Raw genomic sequence first — 18890 nt, 5'->3', positions numbered from 1 at the left:
ATTCTGGTTGCCTTTCCGCCCTGGAGCAAGCCATGCAAGACCTCGATCCAATCGAAACCCAGGAATGGCTGGATGCCCTGGAGTCGGTCCTCGACAAAGAAGGCGAAGACCGCGCTCATTACCTGATGACCCGTATGGGCGAGCTGGCCACCCGTAGTGGCTCCCAGCTGCCGTATGCGATCACCACGCCATACCGCAACACCATCCCTGTCACCCACGAAGCACGCATGCCTGGCGACCTGTTCATGGAACGCCGCATTCGCTCGATGGTGCGTTGGAACGCGCTGGCCATGGTCATGCGTACCAACCTGAAAGACTCGGACCTGGGCGGACACATCTCTAGCTTCGCCTCCAGTGCCACTCTGTACGACATCGGCTTCAACTACTTCTTCCAGGCCCCTACCGAAGAACACGGCGGCGACCTGGTCTTCTTCCAGGGCCACGCTTCGCCAGGCGTCTACGCCCGTGCCTTCATGGAAGGCCGTATCAGCGAAGACCAGATGAACAACTTCCGTCAGGAAGTGGACGGCAACGGCCTGTCTTCGTACCCGCACCCATGGTTGATGCCTGACTTCTGGCAGTTCCCGACCGTTTCGATGGGTCTGGGCCCAATCCAGGCGATCTACCAGGCACGCTTCATGAAGTACCTGGAAGCCCGTGGCTTCATCCCGGCCGGCAAGCAGAAGGTCTGGTGCTTCATGGGCGACGGTGAGTGCGACGAGCCGGAATCCCTGGGTGCAATCGCCCTGGCCGGCCGCGAGAAGCTGGACAACCTGATCTTCGTCATCAACTGCAACCTGCAGCGCCTCGACGGCCCGGTTCGCGGCAACGGCAAGATCATCCAGGAACTCGAAGGCGTGTTCCGTGGCGGTGGCTGGAACGTCAACAAAGTCGTCTGGGGCCGTTTCTGGGACCCACTGCTGGCCAAGGACACCAACGGTGCCCTGCAGCGCCGCATGGACGAAGTCATCGACGGCGAATACCAGAACTACAAAGCCAAAGACGGCGCGTACGTTCGCGAGCACTTCTTCAACACCCCGGAACTCAAGGCCATGGTCGAAGACCTGTCCGACGAAGAGATCTGGAAGCTCAACCGTGGCGGTCACGACCCGTACAAGGTCTACGCGGCGTATCACCAGGCTGTGAACCACAAAGAGCAGCCGACCGTCATCCTGGCCAAGACCATCAAGGGTTACGGCACCGGTGCTGGCGAAGCCAAGAACACCGCGCACAACACCAAGAAGGTCGACGTCGACAGCCTGCGTCACTTCCGTGACCGCTTCGACATCCCGGTCAAGGATGCCGACCTGGAGAACCTGCCGTTCTTCAAGCCGGAAGAAGGTTCTGCCGAAGCCAAGTACCTGGCCGAGCGCCGCGCAGCCCTGGGTGGCTTCGTACCGCAGCGCCGTGCCAAGAGCTTCAGCGTGCCGACCCCGCCACTGGAAACGCTGAAAGCGATCCTGGACGGCTCGGGCGACCGCGAAATCTCCACCACCATGGCCTTCGTGCGTATTCTGGCGCAGCTGGTCAAGGACAAGGACATCGGCCAGCGCATCGTCCCGATCATCCCGGACGAAGCCCGTACCTTCGGTATGGAAGGCATGTTCCGCCAGTTGGGCATCTACTCGTCGGTCGGCCAGCTGTACGAGCCAGTCGATAAAGACCAGGTGATGTTCTACCGCGAAGACAAGAAGGGCCAGATCCTCGAGGAAGGCATCAACGAAGCCGGCGCCATGTCGTCGTTCATCGCTGCCGGTACCTCGTACAGCTGCCACAACCAGCCGATGCTGCCGTTCTACATCTTCTACTCGATGTTCGGTTTCCAGCGTATTGGCGACCTGGCCTGGGCCGCTGGCGACAGCCGCACCCGTGGTTTCCTGATCGGCGGTACCGCCGGCCGTACCACCCTCAACGGTGAAGGCCTGCAGCACGAAGACGGTCACAGCCACATGATGGCGGGCACCATCCCGAACTGCCGCACCTACGATCCGACCTACGGCTACGAGCTGGCGGTGATCATCCAGGACGGCATGAAGAAGATGACCGAAGAGCAACAGGACATCTTCTACTACATCACCGTGATGAACGAATCCTACCAGCAGCCAGCCATGCCGGCCGGTGTCGAGGAAGGCATCATCAAGGGCATGTACCTGCTGGAAGAGGACACCCGCGAAGCCGCACACCACGTACAGCTGATGGGCTCCGGCACCATCCTGCGCGAAGTCCGCGAAGCCGCGAAGATCCTGCGTGAAGAGTTCAACGTCGGTGCCGACGTGTGGAGCGTCACCAGCTTCAACGAACTGCGTCGCGACGGCCTGGCCGTGGAACGCGCCAACCGCCTGAAGCCTGGCCAGAAGCCACAGCAGACCTACGTCGAGCAGTGCCTGAACGGTCGCAAAGGCCCGGTCATCGCCTCTACCGACTACATGAAGCTGTTCGCCGAGCAGATTCGTCAGTGGGTACCAAGCAAAGAGTTCAAAGTCCTGGGTACCGACGGTTACGGTCGCAGCGACAGCCGCAAGAAGCTGCGTCACTTCTTCGAAGTCGACCGCCACTTCGTGGTGCTGGCTGCCCTGGAAGCCCTGGCTGACCGTGGCGAGATCGAACCCAAGGTTGTTGCAGACGCTATCGTCAAGTTCGGTATCGACCCGGACAAGCGCAACCCACTGGACTGCTGAGGAGTATTTTTAAGTGAGCGAACTCATTCGCGTACCTGACATCGGCAGCGGTGAAGGTGAAATCATCGAGCTGTTCGTCAAGGTCGGTGACCGTATCGAGGCTGACCAGAGCCTGCTGACCCTGGAGTCCGACAAGGCCTCCATGGAAATCCCGGCGCCCAAGGCCGGCGTCATCAAGGAGCTGAAGGTCAAGCTGGGCGACCGCCTGAAAGAAGGCGACGAGCTGCTGGTCCTGGAAGCCGAGGGCGCCGCTGCTGCGGCCCCTGAGGCGCCGGCTGCTGCCGCTCCTGCTCAGGCAGCTGCGCCGGCTCCGGCCGCCGAAGCCGCCCCTGCTCCGGCTGCAGCTCCGGCTGCAGCTCCGGCTGCTGCCAGCGTGCAGGACATCCACGTGCCGGACATCGGTTCGTCGGGCAAAGCCAAGATCATCGAAGTGCTGGTCAAAGTCGGCGACACCGTCGAAGCTGACCAGTCGCTGATTACCCTGGAGTCCGACAAGGCCTCCATGGAAATCCCGTCGCCGGCTGCTGGCGTGGTTGAAGAAGTTCTGTGCAAGCTGGAAGACGAAGTCGGCACTGGCGACCTGATCTTCAAGCTCAAGGTTGCTGGCGCTGCGCCTGCTGCAGCGGCTCCAGCTGCTGCTGCCCCGGCCAAGGCTGAGGCTGAGGCTGCTCCGGCTGCCGCACCTGCTCCTGCTGCTGCTGCTGCCCCGGCCGCTGCCGCTGCACCGGTTGCTACCGCACCGGCCGCTGGCAGCAATGCCAAGGTTCATGCTGGCCCGGCGGTTCGCCAGCTGGCCCGTGAGTTTGGTGTCGACCTGGGCGCTGTTGCCGCCACCGGCCCGCATGGCCGCATCCTGAAAGAAGACGTGCAGGTGTACGTCAAGGCGATGATGCAGAAGGCCAAGGAAGCACCGGCAGCCGCTGGCGCAACCGGCGGCGCCGGCATCCCGCCGATCCCTGCCGTGGACTTCAGCAAGTTCGGTGAAGTGGAAGAAGTGGCCCTGACCCGCCTGATGCAGGTCGGTGCTGCCAACCTGCACCGCAGCTGGCTCAACGTGCCGCACGTGACTCAGTTCGACTCCGCCGACATCACCGAGCTGGAAGCCTTCCGCGTTGCGCAGAAGGCCGTGGCCGAGAAGGCTGGGGTGAAGCTGACCGTGCTGCCTCTGCTGCTCAAGGCCTGCGCCTTCCTGCTGAAGGAACTGCCGGACTTCAACAGCTCGCTGGCGCCAAGCGGCAAGGCCATCATCCGCAAGAAGTACGTGCACATCGGCTTCGCCGTGGACACCCCGGACGGCCTGCTGGTCCCTGTGATCAAGAACGTCGACCAGAAGAGCCTGCTGCAACTGGCTGCCGAAGCCGCTGCACTGGCTGAGAAGGCGCGCACCAAGAAGCTGTCGGCCGACGAGATGCAAGGCGCTTGCTTCACCATCTCCAGCCTCGGCCACATTGGCGGCACCGGCTTCACGCCGATCGTCAATGCGCCGGAGGTGGCTATCCTGGGCGTCTCCAAGGCGACCATGCAGCCAGTCTGGGATGGCAAGGCTTTCCAGCCAAAGCTGATGCTGCCGCTGTCGCTGTCCTACGATCACCGTGTGATCAACGGCGCTGCCGCCGCGCGCTTCACCAAGCGCCTGGGCGACGTGCTGGGCGATATCCGCACCATGCTGCTGTAAGGCAGCACACTGCCCCTCCTTGCGAGGGGCAGTTCCCTTTTCGAGCTGCCACGCTCGTACCTCAACCCCGTCGATTGGCGGGGCTTTTTTTGTCCGCCGATAGGGTTTTGCCGCCTGGGAGACCGAGCGCCGCCCGCGCGGCGCATCGCGAGCTACGCTCGCTCCTACGTTTATTTCGGGCCAATTTTCCTGTGGGACTTGCGCGCGATCGCCTTGATACATGGCGCGATATAGCGTCGTACTAACACGGCGGTCGCGTGCGCCTGCCACAGGCTGTACTGGCCCGAAACAAACGTAGGAGCGAGCGTAGCTCGCGATGCGCCGCGCGGGCGGCGCTCGATCTCCCAGGCGGCAAAAACCCCAAGGCGATCTAAGTTTTCCGCCCCACCCGCCGATAACCTGTCCACAGCATCAAGCATGGCCGCTTGCCAGCCCTCGGGACATGATGCAACCTTGCCAAATCCGCCGCAGCCAAAAGGCAGCGTTCCCTCTTCAAGCGAGTCTTCGATGAAAAGCCAACCCGATGCCGCCAGCCGTGTGGCGGCCGAGGTCGTGACGCAATTACCCGTGCCCTCGCGGCTCGGCATGTTGCGTTTCGAACGGCTCAACGAAGCCACCTGGGCCATGCTCTACCTTGACCCGGCCTGTGAGCGCCAGTTCGGCATGCAACCCGGCGAGCTGTGCGCCCTGATTGACGCGCCCTACGCCAGCCTGATGGAACCCGAAGCACGCTACCGGCTGCACGACGAAATCCAGTTGCAACTGGCCCAGCGCGGCTACTACCGCGTGCGCTACACCCTGCACACGCCGAACACCTCGCTGCGCCTGCTGGAGGCGGGTGAAGCCTACAAGCAACACAACCGCCAACTGTTGCGCGGCTACCTGAGCGTGCTCGACGATCAGCAGGAAGATAGCGGCGAACTTGGCGCCAGCGACCTGGAGTCACGCAACAACCGCCTGCAGCTGGCCCTGCAACAGAACCAGCGTACGCAGCAAGAACAGCTGGAGCACCTGGAGCGCGTACGCGGCCAGCAGGACCTTATCCTGCGCCTTGCCCGCCAGCGTTACAGCGCGGGCAACTCGCTATTCGAAGCGGCCCAGCTGATTACCCAGAGCGCCTGCGAAATCTACAAGGTCGACAGCGCCAGCATCTGGCACCTGGAAGACCAACGCCTGGAACCGATAATCGCCTGGTACCGCGACGCGCAAGAGCACCGCCAGCCCGAAGCTATCGATGCCAGCCGCTTCCCGGACTACCTGGATGCACTGCACGCAAGCCGCGCCATCGACGCTCACAACGCCGGCCACGACCCGCGCACCCGCGCCCTGGCGCAAAGCATGCGCCCGGAAAACAAGGCCATGCTCGACGCCAGCATCCGCGTCGATGGCCAGGTGATCGGCGTGTTGTGCCTGGAGCAAACCGGCCAGCCACGGGCCTGGCAGTCGGACGAGATTGCCTTTGCCGGCGAGCTGGCCGACCAGTTTGCCCAAGTGATCACAAACCACAAACGGCGTGCCGCGGCCAGCGCCCTGCACCTGTTCCAGCGTGCGGTCGAGCAAAGCGCCAGTGCCTTCCTGCTGGTGAATCGCGACGGCCGGGTGGAGTACGTCAACCCCAGCTTCACCGCCATCACCCAGTACAGTACCGACGAAGTGCAGGGCCGCCAGTTGGGCGAGCTACCGGCACTGGAGAACCTCAGCGAACTGCTGTTCGACTCGCCGTCGAGCCTGGCCATGGGCAACAGTTGGCAGGGCGAGTTCAAGAGCCGGCGCAAGAACCTGGAGCCGTACTGGGGCCAGTTGTCGATCTCCAAGGTATACGGTGACAACCGTGAGCTGACCCACTACATCGGCATCTACGAAGACGTCACCCAGACCAAGCTGGCCCAGCAACGCATCGAACGCCTGGCTTACACCGACAACCTCACCAACCTGGGCAACCGCCCGGCGTTCATCCGCAGCCTGGACGAGCGCTTCGCCCGCGATGGCGAAAGCTCGATGTGCCTGCTGCTGGTGGACATCGACAACTTCAAGCGCATCAACGACAGCCTTGGCCACCAGACCGGCGATAAGCTGCTGATCAGCCTGGCCAGGCGTCTACGCAACAGCCTGCACAGCGGTGGCATCCTGGCGCGCTTTGCCAGTAACGAGTTCGCCGTGCTGCTCGACGACACCAGCCTTGAAGATGGCCAAGGCGTTGCCCAGCAGTTGCTGTGTACCCTCGACAAGCCGATGTTCGTCGACAACCAGCTGATCAACGTCACCGCCTCGGTAGGCCTGGCCTGTGCACCGTTGCACGGCGTCGACCCAGCCAGCCTGATGAAGAATGCCGGCCTTGCATTGCACAAGGCCAAGGCCAACGGTAAACACCAGGTACAGGTGTTTACCGAAGTGCTCAATGCCGAAGCCAGCTACAAGCTGTTCGTCGAGAACAACCTGCGCCGTGCCCTGACCCAGAACGAACTGGAAGTGTTCTACCAGCCCAAGCTGTGCCTGCGCAGCGGTCGCCTGCTGGGCCTGGAAGCGCTGCTGCGCTGGAACCACCCCGAACGCGGCATGATCCGCCCGGACCAGTTCATCAGCGTGGCCGAGGAAACCGGCCTGATCATCCCTATCGGCAAATGGGTGGTGCGCCAGGCGTGCTGCATGAGCCAGCAACTGCGCAAGGCCGGCCTGGGCAACCTGCATGTAGCCATCAACCTGTCGCCCAAACAGTTCTCCGACCCGGACCTGGTAGCGTCGATCAGCACCATCCTCAAGGAAGAAGCCCTGCCCCCGCACCTGCTCGAGCTGGAGTTGACCGAAGGCCTGCTGCTGGAAGCCAGCGAAGACACCCACCGCCAGCTCGACGAGCTGAAGGCCCTGGGCCTGACCTTGGCCATGGACGACTTCGGCACCGGTTACTCGTCGCTGAGCTACCTGAAGAAGTTTCCGATCGACATCCTCAAGATCGATCGCAGCTTCATCAACGAGATCCCCGACAACCAGGACGACATGGAAATCACCTCGGCGGTGGTGGCCATGGCCCACAACCTGAAGCTGAAGGTGGTGGCCGAAGGGATCGAGACGCCGGAGCAACTGGCGTTCCTGCGCCGCCACCGCTGCGACGTGGGCCAGGGCTACCTGTTCGACCGACCGATTCCCGGGCGCGAACTGGCCGAGCGGCTGAAGCGCTATCCGCGTGGCCCGGTGGCCTGACAGCTGCGTAATCCTCGGGCACTATAGAAGCCATTCGGGCCCTTTCGCGGGCATGCCCGCTCCCACAGAAACACCACAACCTTTGAAACCTGTGCTGTACCTGTGGGAGCGGGCATGCCCGAGAAGGCCCAAACCCCTACCCCACTGAATAAACACAGAGGAACGGCCATGGTCCTGCGTTCGGAAATCCTGGTGAACAAAAACGTCATGCCAACTGCGGAACAGGCCCTGCCTGGCCGCGACACGCCAATGAGCCTGCCCGAGTTCCACTATGTCTTCAAAGACACCCCGCTGCTCGGCCCGTTCTTCGAAGGCGCAATCGACTTCGCCATCTTCGGCCTGGGTTGCTTCTGGGGCGCGGAGCGCCGCTTCTGGCAGCGTGAAGGTGTGGTCAGCACCGTGGTCGGCTACGCCGGCGGCTTCACCCCGCACCCTACCTACGAAGAAGTCTGCTCGGGCCTGACTGGCCACACCGAAGTGGTGCTGGTGGTGTTCGACAAGGACAAGGTCAGCTACCGCGAACTGCTGGCAATGTTCTGGGAGCTGCACAACCCCACCCAAGGCATGCGCCAGGGCAACGACATCGGCACCCAGTACCGCTCGGCCATCTACTGCACCAGCCCGGAACAGCTGGAACAGGCCAAGGCCAGCCGCGATGCCTTCCAGGCCGAGCTGAGCAAGGCCGGCTTCGGTGAGATCACCACCGAAATCGACCAGGCACCGACCGTCTATTTCGCCGAGGCCTACCACCAGCAGTACCTGGCCAAGAACCCGGACGGCTACTGCGGCATCGGCGGCACCGGCGTGTGCCTGCCACCTAGCCTGCAAGGTAACTGACGCATGAGCACGATGACCCTGTTCCACTCGCCGTTGTCGCCTTTCGTGCGCAAGGTCATGGTGGTGTTGCACGAGACCGGCCAGCTTGAGCGTGTGCAGTTGCAGCCGGTGAACATCAGCCCGGTGAGCGGCGACCCGCAGCTCAACCTGGACAACCCGATCGGCAAGATCCCGGCCCTGCGCCTGGAAGACGGCACCGTGCTGCACGACAGCCGGGTGATCTGCGAGTACCTCGACCTGCAGCACGTTGGCCTGCCGCTGCTGCCGCGTGAAGGTTCGGCGCGCTGGCGGCGCATGACCTTGGTGTCGCAGGCCGATGCGATCATGGATGCGGCGGTGTCGAGCCGTTATGAGAGCTTCCTGCGGCCAGAAGACAAGCGCTGGGAGGGCTGGCTGCAGGCGCAGGGTGACAAGATCCGCCGGAACCTGGCCAACCTGGAGCAGGAGCACTTGCCGGAGCTGATGTCCGGCTTCGACCTGGCGGCGATTGGCGTGGCCTGTGCGCTGGGCTATCTGGATCTGCGTCAGCCCGGGTTTGGCTGGCGTGAGCGCCAGCCTGGGTTGGCGGCGTGGTATGCCGAGGTGGTCAAGCGGCCGTCGATGGTCGCTACAGCGCCAGTGGCCTGACAGGGCCCCTTCGCGGGCAAGCCCGCTCCACAGGTAGTGTGCGCCGTACCTGTGGGAGCGGGCTTGCCCGCGAAAGCTTCACCTAGGTATCACAGGAAACAACAGCTCGATCCTGAGCGCCAACCAGCGCCCGATCTCTCTATCCTCCCTCATGCTGCCCTCCCCACACGCGCCCAGTCCAGCCGCCGGGTCAGCACCATGAACACCCCAAGCAAGCCGAAACACAACAGCGACCCCATCAGCAGGGCATAGTCTTCGGCACTCAGCAGCCCGAAGAGCAGCGCGTACAACGCCGCCAAACCCGCTGCAAAACCCACCCCTCGCCACAGGCTGCGTAAAACATGGCTCAGGTAGAAGCCGATCAGCAGCACACAGCCCGAAGCCGACAGCCCATACGCCAGACCAAAGCCAATGTGCTCGGACAACGACAGCAGCAGCAGATAGAAGAACGCCAGCGCCACACCCACCAGGATGTACTGCACCGGGTGCACACTCAGGTTCTTCATTACCTCGAACAGGAAGAAGCCAGCAAAGGTCAGGGCAATGAACAACAACGCGTATTTGATCGCCCGCTCGCTTTTCAGGTACTGGTCCACCGGGTCTATAAAACTCACGCCAAAGCTGCGCTCACTGAAATCCGTACACTGCCCGGCGATAGCGCACTGGCGTATGGCATCCTCAAGGTTGGTGGCAAAGAACGAGGTTTGCCAATGGGCACTGAAGCCTTGAGCATCGATTTCGCGGCGGTTGGGCAAGTAGTTGCCGACGAAGCTCGGGTGCGGCCAGTTGGCGCGCATGTCCACGCTGCTGGTACGGCCCACGGGGACCACGTGCAACTGGCCGGTACCTTGCAGCGCCAGGTCAAAGCCATAGCTGAACGCTCGCGCCTGTAGCCCGTCCAGCCCCGGCAGGCTGGCGTGCACGCCGCCGCGCATCCAGTCGAGCTGGGTGCCGGCCTCGAACGGCACTTTTTGCTCATCCATGCTCAGCTCCAGACCACTATCGATACCACGGATATCACTGATGCCCACCACCAGGAACGGCGTGTCGAAGCGGTAGTCGTCAAAGTCCTTGTCGATCCCCCAATGCGCCGGGAGCTTGAAGCGGCCGCTGATACGGCCTTTGGCGTGGAACAGGCGCGCCTGGTAGATGCCGCGGGCGCGCAGTTCGGTGTCCACACCCAGGTCGGCGTCGAAGGTTTCCGGCAGGAAGTACAGGTGGCCGGCGATGGTGCTGGTTTCCTGGGTACGCTCACCGTCCTTTTCGATCCAGCGGCGCTGGTACTTTCGGTACGGCACCACCAATAGCGGGCCGCTGAGTTGCTGGTCGAAGCTGGTGCTCTGGGCAATATCGCGCAACACGCCGTCGCGCATGGCCTGGCGTTCGTCGATCAGGCCGTTGATCAGCAGTAGCGGGATGAGCAACAGCAACATCAGCATGGCGATCATGCCGAGTTTGAAACCGAGGGTCTTGTTCATGTGGCCTCCTGTGGCAGTGGGCGCAGTGTCTGCGCCTTGCGTGGAGGCTTTGTGGAGAGACTGTGTGATTTGAGTGTATTTGGGGCTGCTGTGCAGCCCCGGCTGTCTCAGCTGATGCGCCGAACCGGCAGCCACAACCGCACGCGCACCCCGCCATCGACGTTGTCCACCGCCAATGCCCCGCCATGCAACTGCATCACCTCGGCCACGAAGTTCAGCCCCAGCCCGGTGCTCTTGCGCCCGCTCCCGGGTCGCGGCAGCGAGTAGAACCGCTCGCTGACCCGCCCGATGGCGTAGGCCGGTATCGCTTGCCCCTGGTTGAACAAGCTCAACGCCACCCGTTCGCCATCGCGCTCTAGGTCGAACAGCAGCGTGCCCCCTTCCGGGGTGAAGTCCAGTGCGTTGTCGAGCAGGTTGGCCAACGCCTGGCGCATCAGAAACGGATCGCAGAGCAAGCGCAAAGTGGCAGGCACCCGCTGACGTACCTGCAAACGGGCGCCTTCGATACGCGCTGCATGGGCCAGCAGCAACTCATCGACCAACGCCGCCAGCGCCACCTGCTGCTCGTCCTCCAGCGCCTGCATCTGCTCGACCCTGGCCAGGTTGAGCAGCCGCTCGATCATCTGCTGCAAACGCTCGCTCTCGCGCTCGATATTGCCGGCAAAGCGCGCCCGCTGATCAGCGGGCATGTCCTCGCCCTGCAACAGCTCGGAAGCACCACGGATGGCCGCCAGCGGGCTTTTCAGCTCGTGAGTCAGGGTGTGCACGTAGCGCTCGACATAGGCCTTGCCTTCCAGTTGGGTGCGCATGCGCTCCACTGCCTGTGCCAGGTTCGCCAGCTCGCCGCCCTTGTAATGCGGAAGCTCCGCACGTTCCCCTTCGCTGACCGCCTGCGCATAACCTGCCAACTTGCGCAGCGAGCGCGCAAGCCACCACGACAGAGCCGCACCGATCAGCAAGCCCAGGCCGATCAGCCCTAGCCCCAGGCTGAGCAGGCGCCGCTCGGAGCGGTCGATGTAGGGTTGCAATGAGCTATTGGGCTTGGCGACGGTGACAACGCCGATGATCTTGCCGTTGTCGATGATCGGCGCGCCAACGTGCATCACCGAGGTGCTTTCGTCGTTGGGGTCGCTGCGGGTGGAGCGGGCGCCATACTGGCCACGCAGGGTCAGCAGCACGTCATTCCACTGCGAGTAATCCTTGCCCAGGGCCTCGCCACTGGAGTCCAGCAACACGATGCCCTTGGCGTCAGTGACATAGATGCGGTGGCTGACCTGGTTCTTGGCCAGCCCCCAGATCTGTGCGCCCGGGCTGCGCGAGCCGTAGGCCTCGAGCACCTCGGGCAAGCGGCCCTGGTTCAGGGTGCCGGCCTTGACGTCATCCCGCAGGATTTCTGCCAGCAGGTTGGCAGTGTCTACCAATGTTTCTTCGGAGGATTGGCGCACTACCGGTCGAATCTGTTCGCGTACGGTATTGAGCAAGAAGTAACCGGCCAAACCGACGAACAGGAAGTACACCAGGAAGATGCGAATACCCAAGCGCATCAGGCGTGCTCCGGGCTATAGCTGTAACCGAGGCCACGATGGGTCTGGATCGGCTCGGCATCACCCGCTACCTGGCGCAGCTTGGCGCGCAGGCTCTTGATATGGCTGTCGATGGTGCGCTCATAGCCCACATCTGAGGCCACGCCCAAAGCGTCGAGCAGCTGTTCGCGGCTGAACACCCGTTGCGGTTGTTCGAGCAGGCATTGCAGCAAGCGGAACTCATGCCGGGTCAGCGTGAGCGGCTGGCTGCGGTAGGTGATCTGCATGCGCAAGGTGTCGAGGTGGAACAAGGTGGTTTCGCCGACAACCTCGGCCCTCGGGGCCATGCGTTTGAGGATCGCCCGAACGCGCGCTGCCACTTCACGAGGGCTGAAAGGTTTTACTACGTAGTCGTCGGCGCCGATTTCCAGGCCCACTACGCGGTCGATTTCACCGTCCCGCGCGCTGAGAAACATCACCGGCACCTCGGTGAACCGGCGCAGCTGGCGACAGGTTTCGAAGCCACTGATGTCGGGCAGGCCGATGTCGAGGATGACCAGGTCGGCCGGGCGCTGGCGCTGCTGGTCGAGGGCGGCACTGCCCAGGGTTACCCATTCGGTGCTGTGACCGTCGGCCTGCAGGGCGTAGACCAGGGTGTCGGCGATGGCGGCTTCGTCTTCGACGATGAGGATATGAGGCATGGCGTCCGGCCTTGCGGTTTTGAAGGTTGGCACATCTCAGTGTAGGAGCGGGCTTGCCCGCGAACACCGGCGAAGCCGGTGCCTGACACCACATTATGTGTGTTCGCGGGCAAGCCCGCTCCTACATTGTATGGCGCACGCTTCAGATCAACAGCCTGGCTTGCCAGCAGTGAACTTCTTCGCCGGGTTTACCGCCGCCTTGAACTCGCGCAGTGCCTTGGAACCGACCAGCAGCGGGTAGTTGAAGTTGCTGCGGTCCACCAGATTCACCTCCACGGTACGCTTCACATCCCCCAGGCACAGCTCCAGGTCGACCACCGGGCGCTTGGAGACCTCTGGCGCATCCCCTTCGTCCTCTTCATCGGCACGGCCCTTGATCTTGCTGATGCGCGAGACCTTGTGCTCGTAAACCTTGCCGTCCGAGTCCTTGGTCGCCAGGCGGAAGCGCACCCACTCGTCGCCATCGCGGGTGAACAGCTCGATATCCTTGGCCGACAGCGACGCGGTGAAGGCGCCGGTGTCCATCTTGGCTTTCAGGGTTTCGCCCAGTTCAGGCAGGGCAATGTTCTCGTAACGGCCGTATATAGTGGGTTCGGCTGCCATTACCGGCAGCGCCAACAACGACAACAGGGCAAGCAGTGGTTTCACAGGCAGGCTTCCTTGAAAGGGTCAGTGCTTAGACTGCACTGGCAAGAGAGGTTCGCTTACACAAGACTAAACAACATAACGTGAAACATTTGTTCCCGCCGCCGGGCATTGGACATTTGGCGTAGGCCACCGCCCTGCTTATCATTGCCAACCGTTTATCTCCCACAACAAGAGTCTCTTTATGCGTCGCCTGCTGACCGGCATTCTCACTACCACCCTGCTGCTGCTCAATACCGTGGTATTGATCTGCCCGCTGCTGGTCTTCGCCCTGCTCAAGCTGGTGTTGCCAGGCCGTGGCCGCGACTACGCGTCGTGGGCGGTGATGTGGGTGGCCGAAACCTGGTCGGAAATCGACAAAGCCATCTTCGCCCTGTGCATCCCTACCCAGTGGGACATCCGCGGTGTGGAAAACCTGCGCAAGGACACCTCGTACCTGGCCGTGAGCAACCACCAGACCTGGGTCGACATCCCGGCGCTGATCGAAAGCCTCAACCGCCGTACACCGTTCTTCAAGTTCTTCCTGAAAAAGGAGCTGATCTGGGTGCCGTTGCTGGGCCTGGCCTGGTGGGGGCTGGATTACCCGTTCATGAAGCGCTACAGCAAGGCGTTTCTGGAAAAGCACCCAGAGCTCAAGGGCAAGGACCTGGAAATCACCAAGGCGGCCTGCGAGCTGTTCAAGCGCCAGCCAGTGACCGTGGTCAACTACCTGGAAGGCACCCGGTTTACTGAAGCCAAGCGCCAGGAGCAGCAGTCGCCGTATCGCTACCTGCTCAAGCCCAAGGCAGGTGGTGTGGCGTTTGTGCTCGCGGCATTGGGCGAGCAGTTAGATGCCCTGCTGGATGTGACCATCGTGTACCCCGGCAACAAGGCGCCGGGGTTTTGGGAATTGCTCAATGGCAGCATCAGCCGGGTGATTATCGACATTCAGGTGCGGGAGCTGGACCCGGCGTTGTGGGCGGGGGATTACGAGAATGATCCCGAGTTTCGGCAGATGGTGCAGGCCTGGGTCAACCAGTTGTGGGTGGCCAAGGATCAGCGGATCGAGCAGCTACGGCAGGAAATGAGCTGATAATTTTCAAGTGTCTGCCCGGGCCTCTTCGCGGGCACCCTGCGAAGAGGCCCGGGCAGACTGCGCAAGAATCCTCACCCGACCTTCAGACCGAGGGCTGAGCCAATGGCGCCGGTGTGGTCCACAAACTCCCCAGATTCTGCAACAACGCCCCGGCAACCCCCTGCTGCCCCAGATACTGCAGCAGCAACGGCGCAAACTGCCCGATCATCCCGGTATCCATGCCTAGCGCCTTGAACGCATTGTCCAGGTCGCTACGGTTTTCCACGTTGTTGCCCAGTGCGTTGCTCAACGCCGACTGGCTCTCGCTGCTCTTGCCCAGCAAATCACCCAACCCACTTAACCCGCCCAGCGCATTTGCACCGGCCAGCAGGTCCAGCCCTGGCACCGCCTTGGTCAGTTGCCCATAGTCATCGCTGCTAAGGTTGTTGCGTGCCAGCCCCAGCATGGCTCCTGCTCCGCCTACCGCCTGTTCGGGGGTGATGTTCAGCTGGCTGCCCAGGGTGTTGAGCAGATTGGCCTGCGCTTCCGGTGCCTGTACCTGGCCTTGCTGTTGCTGGTTCTGCATGGCGGACACGGCGTTGGCGGCGTCGCTGAGGTTGAAGGCGAACACCGGGCTTGCGGCCAGGGTCATCAGGGTTGCCAGGGTGAAAGCTTTCATTGGAAGAAGACCTCATAGGCCGGGATGGCCCGCGAAAGTAAACTTTAGACCCGACGTTCGAGACTTGGTTCCAGCGGGCGATACCTGACAAAATTGCTAGTTGTCACTGCCTTTAGGGAAGAGCACAGTAACAGCACATTATCCAAATACCAGGATATCGCAAGTGCCCTCTCTTTTCGAATGAATACGTTACTAGAACTAAGCAGTCGTAGGCGAGACGTCGCCACTGATGTCCCACGCCAGTTAAACGTTTCCTGTAACATGCCCATAATAAACGTTCATCGCCCTTACCACCCTAGCCCACTCAGGGAACGCGAGATTTCAGATCGACGAGGCCAACTCAATGAGAAGAATTAGAGCATTTACTTATTCCCCCTACGGCCAGTCTGCGACGTTAATATCGGGGCGACCATCGATCGGCTTCAACGGCGAGTTCTTTGACGCTGTGACCACCACCTATCCGCTAGGCAATGGACATCGCTTGTACAGCCCAAAGCTTATGCGATTCCTTTCACCAGACGAGTTAAGCCCATTCTCAGAGGGTGGTATCAACACATACATGTACTGTAACGGCGACCCCATAGGGAAAATTGATCCTTCAGGGCGAATTCCTATCCTCATTATCATCAAGCCACTTAATAGCCTATACAAAGGCATTAAGAATCGATTTTTTGGCCGCACACCAAAATCTAAACGCCCCCCACAACCCCCTCGAGGAACGCCAACTAAAAGCAAAAACATACAGGACGAAAACTCCAACAACAATCCGTTCATTCGTGCATACGAACAAAAGCAAGCCAGCAGTGACAGATGGTGGCTATACAATGAGCATTTATCTGACATTGAAAAAGCCAAAAACACTGACCTAACCAAAGTTCCCCAAGATGTACTTGATCGCGCGATTAATAACTTCAATCACAGACAAGCAGAGATCGATAGGCTCACCCGAGAGTATAATCTACCACCTTTCCGACAGCACGCTCCTCATTCTTCCCCAGACCTGTCGAGCAATGCCGTCGCCCCCATTCGAAGTAGGCCGTAACATACCGCAAGCAGTTGCTACCCATCAAAATGGAGCGGGTGAGGCTGTGGAAGATTTTGGTCGCACTCATCGAGCCACACTATCCAAAGCGATCGCCCGAACTATACATTGACCTGAAACTTATAAGCAAAATACCCCAGAATGGATAATGTATAAATGAGAGAATATTTTTACCAAAATCGACAGCTACACACCCTAAAATCAGCTCTCGATATCCGTAGCATCTTTCGTGCTGCCGGCCTGTCACTTGCGGAGCATAGTGACAAGGCCGCTAACCTGCTAGAGACGGATAAGAGCGGAACCGTGATGGGAGCTTTGAGCTTATCCGACCAAAGCGTATACGCATATATGAGCTATGGACACTGCCTCAAGATACCTTCCGACCATTCGATGGTCGGTTTCGACGGCCAGTTAATCGACCCCGTCTTACGGGCCTATCTTTTGGGTAACGGATATCGTGCATTCTCTCCCATTTTTATGCGTTTCTCTTCTCCCGACTCACATAGTCCATTTGGAACTGGCGGCATTAATAGCTACTGTTATTGTCTAGACGACCCCATTAATAGAACCGATACCTCGGGACACGCCTCAACGAAATTTGCCATGCTACCAAGATCCATAAACAAGGCATGGCGCAAGGCTAGAGAAAACGGTTGGGAAAGTATATTAACTAACCCAAACATCATTTCAAAGATTCAACCCACCCTACCCAGCAAAGATGTTGTAAGCCTCGCGCACGCATCAAAAAAAATACACACCGCCGTCAGCATAGAATCTAACAAAATAGCCAACAGCAAAATCTCGATTGATAATGTACTACAAACTAGAGATATGCAATTCGAAGGCACACTACCGAGTTCAGTATCGACGCGACGAAATGATGTTATCCTGCACGCAATCAACCAAACTGAAACCTTGCAAGACAATTTTTTGAGATTGAATGAAGCGCCCACAGACTTGGGTACCGGACGTAGGCATGCAATCGTAGTCCGCCCTGGCCGGCGCAGGCCAACTTTGTCTAGCCATAGCAGCACCGACAGCATTTTTGATGAAAACGGGGATATTCGCGGCAACCCTAGAAACTAACTTAGCTATGTGCATTACTACAAACCATTTTCTGCAGTAAGGTAGCCCCTGCGACTATACAGAATGGATAGCAGCGCACCTCTTTCACCCATCGCACGTAACCTCACCCACCGGAACAACGGAACTTGCTCGGCTCTAGGTTGGAGCTTCGTGGGCTTTGAGATCAGTTATTCAGCCTTGAAAAAGCCCCTCAAATTGAGGGGCTCTTGTCAGGCAACTGCTTTTTACGCCGCGCCCCACATCTTGTGCGGGTCGATCACAAACTTCTTAGGCACACCCGCATCAAACTCGCCATACCCTTCCGGCGCCTGATCCAGGTTGATCACCTGCACACCCACCACTTCAGCAATGTTGATGCGGTCCCACATGATCGCCTGCATCAGCTGGCGGTTGTACTTCATGGTCGGGGTCTGGCCGGTGTGGAAGCTGTGCGATTTCGCCCAGCCCAGGCCGAAGCGGATGCTCAGTGCCCCGATCTTGGCAGCGGCATCGACCGCGCCCGGGTCCTCGGTCACGTACAGGCCCGGGATACCGATGTTGCCGGCCACGCGGGTCACTTGCATCAGCGAGTTCAGCACGGTGGCCGGGGCCTCGTGCTTGGCACCTTCATGGCCGTGGCCACGGGCCTCGAAGCCTACGGCGTCGACAGCGCAGTCCACTTCCGGCTCGCCGAGGATGTCGACGATCTGCTCGTGCAGCGGGGTGTCCTTGGACAGGTCGACCACTTCGAAGCCCTGCGACTTGGCGTGGGCCAGGCGGGCCGGGTTAAGGTCACCGACGATTACGCAGGCCGCGCCCAGCAAGCGCGCCGAGGCAGCGGCGGCCAGGCCGACCGGGCCAGCACCGGCAACGTAGACAGTGCTGCCTGGGCCTACGCCAGCAGTCACGGCACCGTGGTAGCCGGTGGGCAGGATGTCGGACAGGCAAGTCAGGTCACGGATCTTTTCCATGGCCTTGTCGCGCTCAGGCAGCTTCAGCAGGTTGAAGTCGGCGTATGGCACCAGCACGTATTCGGCCTGGCCACCGGTCCAGTCGCCCATGTCGACGTAGCCGTAAGCACCGCCGGCGCGCGCCGGGTTGACGGTGAGGCAGACACCGGTGTGCATCTCTTTGCAGGAGCGGCAGCGACCGCAGGCGACGTTGAACGGGACCGATACCAGGTCGCCGATCTGCATGCGCTCGACATCGCGGCCCTTCTCGACGATTTCACCGGTGATTTCGTGGCCCAGGACCAGGCCGACCTGGGCAGTGGTGCGGCCACGGACCATGTGCTGGTCAGAACCGCAGATGTTGGTGGAGACCACCTTCAGGATGACGCCGTGTTCGATTTTCTTGCCGCGCGGGTCCTGCATTTTCGGGTAGTCGATGTGTTGCACTTCGACCTTGCCGGCGCCGAGATATACCACTCCACGATTGCCAGACATTGCTTGTACCTCGCTTGATTATTATTTATGCAGCGTTGGTTGAAGCGCCGCCATCCGTGGGCGGCATGTACTACTGGAATGCAGGGAATTGTGGGCCGGATGGGGCCGGACGCACTGACTGGAAGCGACAGGGAGATGCCTTTTCGCGGCAGGGCTGTCGTCGGAGGATATGAGGGAGATACCGAGGCGCATAACTGCACTGGCCTCTTCGTGGACAAGCCCGCTCCCACAAGGACTGTGCTG

15 protein-coding genes are annotated in these 18890 nt (G+C 60.8%); 8 read left to right on the top strand and 7 right to left on the bottom strand.

Annotated elements, in window-relative coordinates:
- The first annotated feature begins 32 nt into the window (after positions 1-32).
- Both aceE and aceF read left to right on the top strand, forming a co-directional pair.
- Entirely contained in the window at positions 33-2678 is a 2646-nt protein-coding gene (gene aceE / locus ACE4QZ_RS03840; protein ID WP_003255651.1) for a pyruvate dehydrogenase (acetyl-transferring), homodimeric type, read from the top strand.
- Between the two features lie 13 nt (positions 2679-2691).
- Positions 2692-4353 (top strand): dihydrolipoyllysine-residue acetyltransferase, encoded by a 1662-nt coding sequence (gene aceF, locus ACE4QZ_RS03835; protein ID WP_053870404.1) that lies wholly within the window; start codon positions 2692-2694, stop codon positions 4351-4353.
- A gap of 170 nt (positions 4354-4523) precedes the next feature.
- On the opposite strand, the gene ACE4QZ_RS03830 is transcribed toward aceF, so the two are convergent.
- Positions 4524-4961, bottom strand: coding sequence for a hypothetical protein (locus ACE4QZ_RS03830; protein ID WP_279934906.1), 438 nt, complete (start codon positions 4959-4961; stop codon positions 4524-4526).
- Between ACE4QZ_RS03830 and ACE4QZ_RS03825 the strand changes: the two genes are divergently transcribed.
- From ACE4QZ_RS03825 to ACE4QZ_RS03815, 3 genes are all read left to right on the top strand, one after another.
- Entirely contained in the window at positions 4861-7551 is a 2691-nt protein-coding gene (locus ACE4QZ_RS03825; protein WP_021782664.1) for a putative bifunctional diguanylate cyclase/phosphodiesterase, read from the top strand. The two genes, ACE4QZ_RS03830 and ACE4QZ_RS03825, sit on opposite strands and share 101 nt — an antisense overlap.
- A gap of 168 nt (positions 7552-7719) precedes the next feature.
- Positions 7720-8388 carry a peptide-methionine (S)-S-oxide reductase MsrA gene (msrA, locus tag ACE4QZ_RS03820; protein WP_010951691.1) on the top strand — a complete coding sequence of 223 codons (669 nt, stop codon included), beginning with the start codon at positions 7720-7722 and terminating at the stop codon, positions 8386-8388.
- Between the two features lie 3 nt (positions 8389-8391).
- Positions 8392-9015, top strand: coding sequence for a glutathione S-transferase (locus tag ACE4QZ_RS03815; protein ID WP_279934878.1), 624 nt, complete (start codon positions 8392-8394; stop codon positions 9013-9015).
- A gap of 149 nt (positions 9016-9164) precedes the next feature.
- Here the strand turns inward: ACE4QZ_RS03815 and creD are convergent, their stop codons facing one another.
- From creD to ACE4QZ_RS03795, 4 genes are all read right to left on the bottom strand, one after another.
- On the bottom strand, positions 9165-10493 hold the full coding sequence (gene creD, locus ACE4QZ_RS03810) for a cell envelope integrity protein CreD (RefSeq protein WP_084850412.1): 1329 nt from the start codon (positions 10491-10493) through the stop codon (positions 9165-9167).
- A gap of 107 nt (positions 10494-10600) precedes the next feature.
- Positions 10601-12037, bottom strand: coding sequence for a two-component system sensor histidine kinase CreC (creC, locus tag ACE4QZ_RS03805; RefSeq protein ID WP_028697314.1), 1437 nt, complete (start codon positions 12035-12037; stop codon positions 10601-10603).
- Positions 12037-12717 (bottom strand): two-component system response regulator CreB, encoded by a 681-nt coding sequence (gene creB, locus ACE4QZ_RS03800; protein WP_011953261.1) that lies wholly within the window; start codon positions 12715-12717, stop codon positions 12037-12039. Before creB ends, creC begins: the two co-directional genes overlap by 1 nt.
- A gap of 147 nt (positions 12718-12864) precedes the next feature.
- The gene (locus tag ACE4QZ_RS03795; RefSeq protein ID WP_021782660.1) at positions 12865-13365 is read right to left on the bottom strand and encodes an ATP-dependent zinc protease; all 501 of its coding nucleotides are present in this window, start codon (positions 13363-13365) and stop codon (positions 12865-12867) included.
- A gap of 181 nt (positions 13366-13546) precedes the next feature.
- Here ACE4QZ_RS03795 and ACE4QZ_RS03790 point away from each other — a divergent pair, with 181 nt between their 5' ends.
- Positions 13547-14434, top strand: coding sequence for an acyltransferase (locus ACE4QZ_RS03790; protein WP_028697315.1), 888 nt, complete (start codon positions 13547-13549; stop codon positions 14432-14434).
- An 85-nt stretch (positions 14435-14519) separates the two neighbouring features.
- Here the strand turns inward: ACE4QZ_RS03790 and ACE4QZ_RS03785 are convergent, their stop codons facing one another.
- On the bottom strand, positions 14520-15095 hold the full coding sequence (locus ACE4QZ_RS03785; protein ID WP_021782658.1) for a DUF2780 domain-containing protein: 576 nt from the start codon (positions 15093-15095) through the stop codon (positions 14520-14522).
- 343 nt (positions 15096-15438) lie between these two features.
- Between ACE4QZ_RS03785 and ACE4QZ_RS03780 the strand changes: the two genes are divergently transcribed.
- Positions 15439-16137, top strand: a complete 699-nt coding sequence (locus ACE4QZ_RS03780) for an RHS repeat-associated core domain-containing protein (RefSeq protein WP_084850413.1) — start codon at positions 15439-15441, stop codon at positions 16135-16137.
- Positions 16138-16293: 156 nt separating this feature from the next.
- A complete protein-coding gene (locus ACE4QZ_RS03775; RefSeq protein ID WP_080671095.1) occupies positions 16294-17223 on the top strand; it encodes an RHS repeat-associated core domain-containing protein in 930 nt (309 codons plus the stop codon).
- Between the two features lie 224 nt (positions 17224-17447).
- On the opposite strand, the gene fdhA is transcribed toward ACE4QZ_RS03775, so the two are convergent.
- The gene (gene fdhA / locus ACE4QZ_RS03770) at positions 17448-18647 is read right to left on the bottom strand and encodes a formaldehyde dehydrogenase, glutathione-independent (protein ID WP_011953256.1); all 1200 of its coding nucleotides are present in this window, start codon (positions 18645-18647) and stop codon (positions 17448-17450) included.
- Positions 18648-18890: the final 243 nt, after the last annotated feature.

It is taken from the genome of Pseudomonas sp. DCA-1, from assembly GCF_046523955.1.
Classification (GTDB): Bacteria; Pseudomonadota; Gammaproteobacteria; order Pseudomonadales; family Pseudomonadaceae; genus Aquipseudomonas; species Aquipseudomonas putida_Y.
The sequence above is the reverse complement of the archived record's forward strand: the minus strand, read 5'-3'. Positions and strand labels throughout refer to the sequence as shown.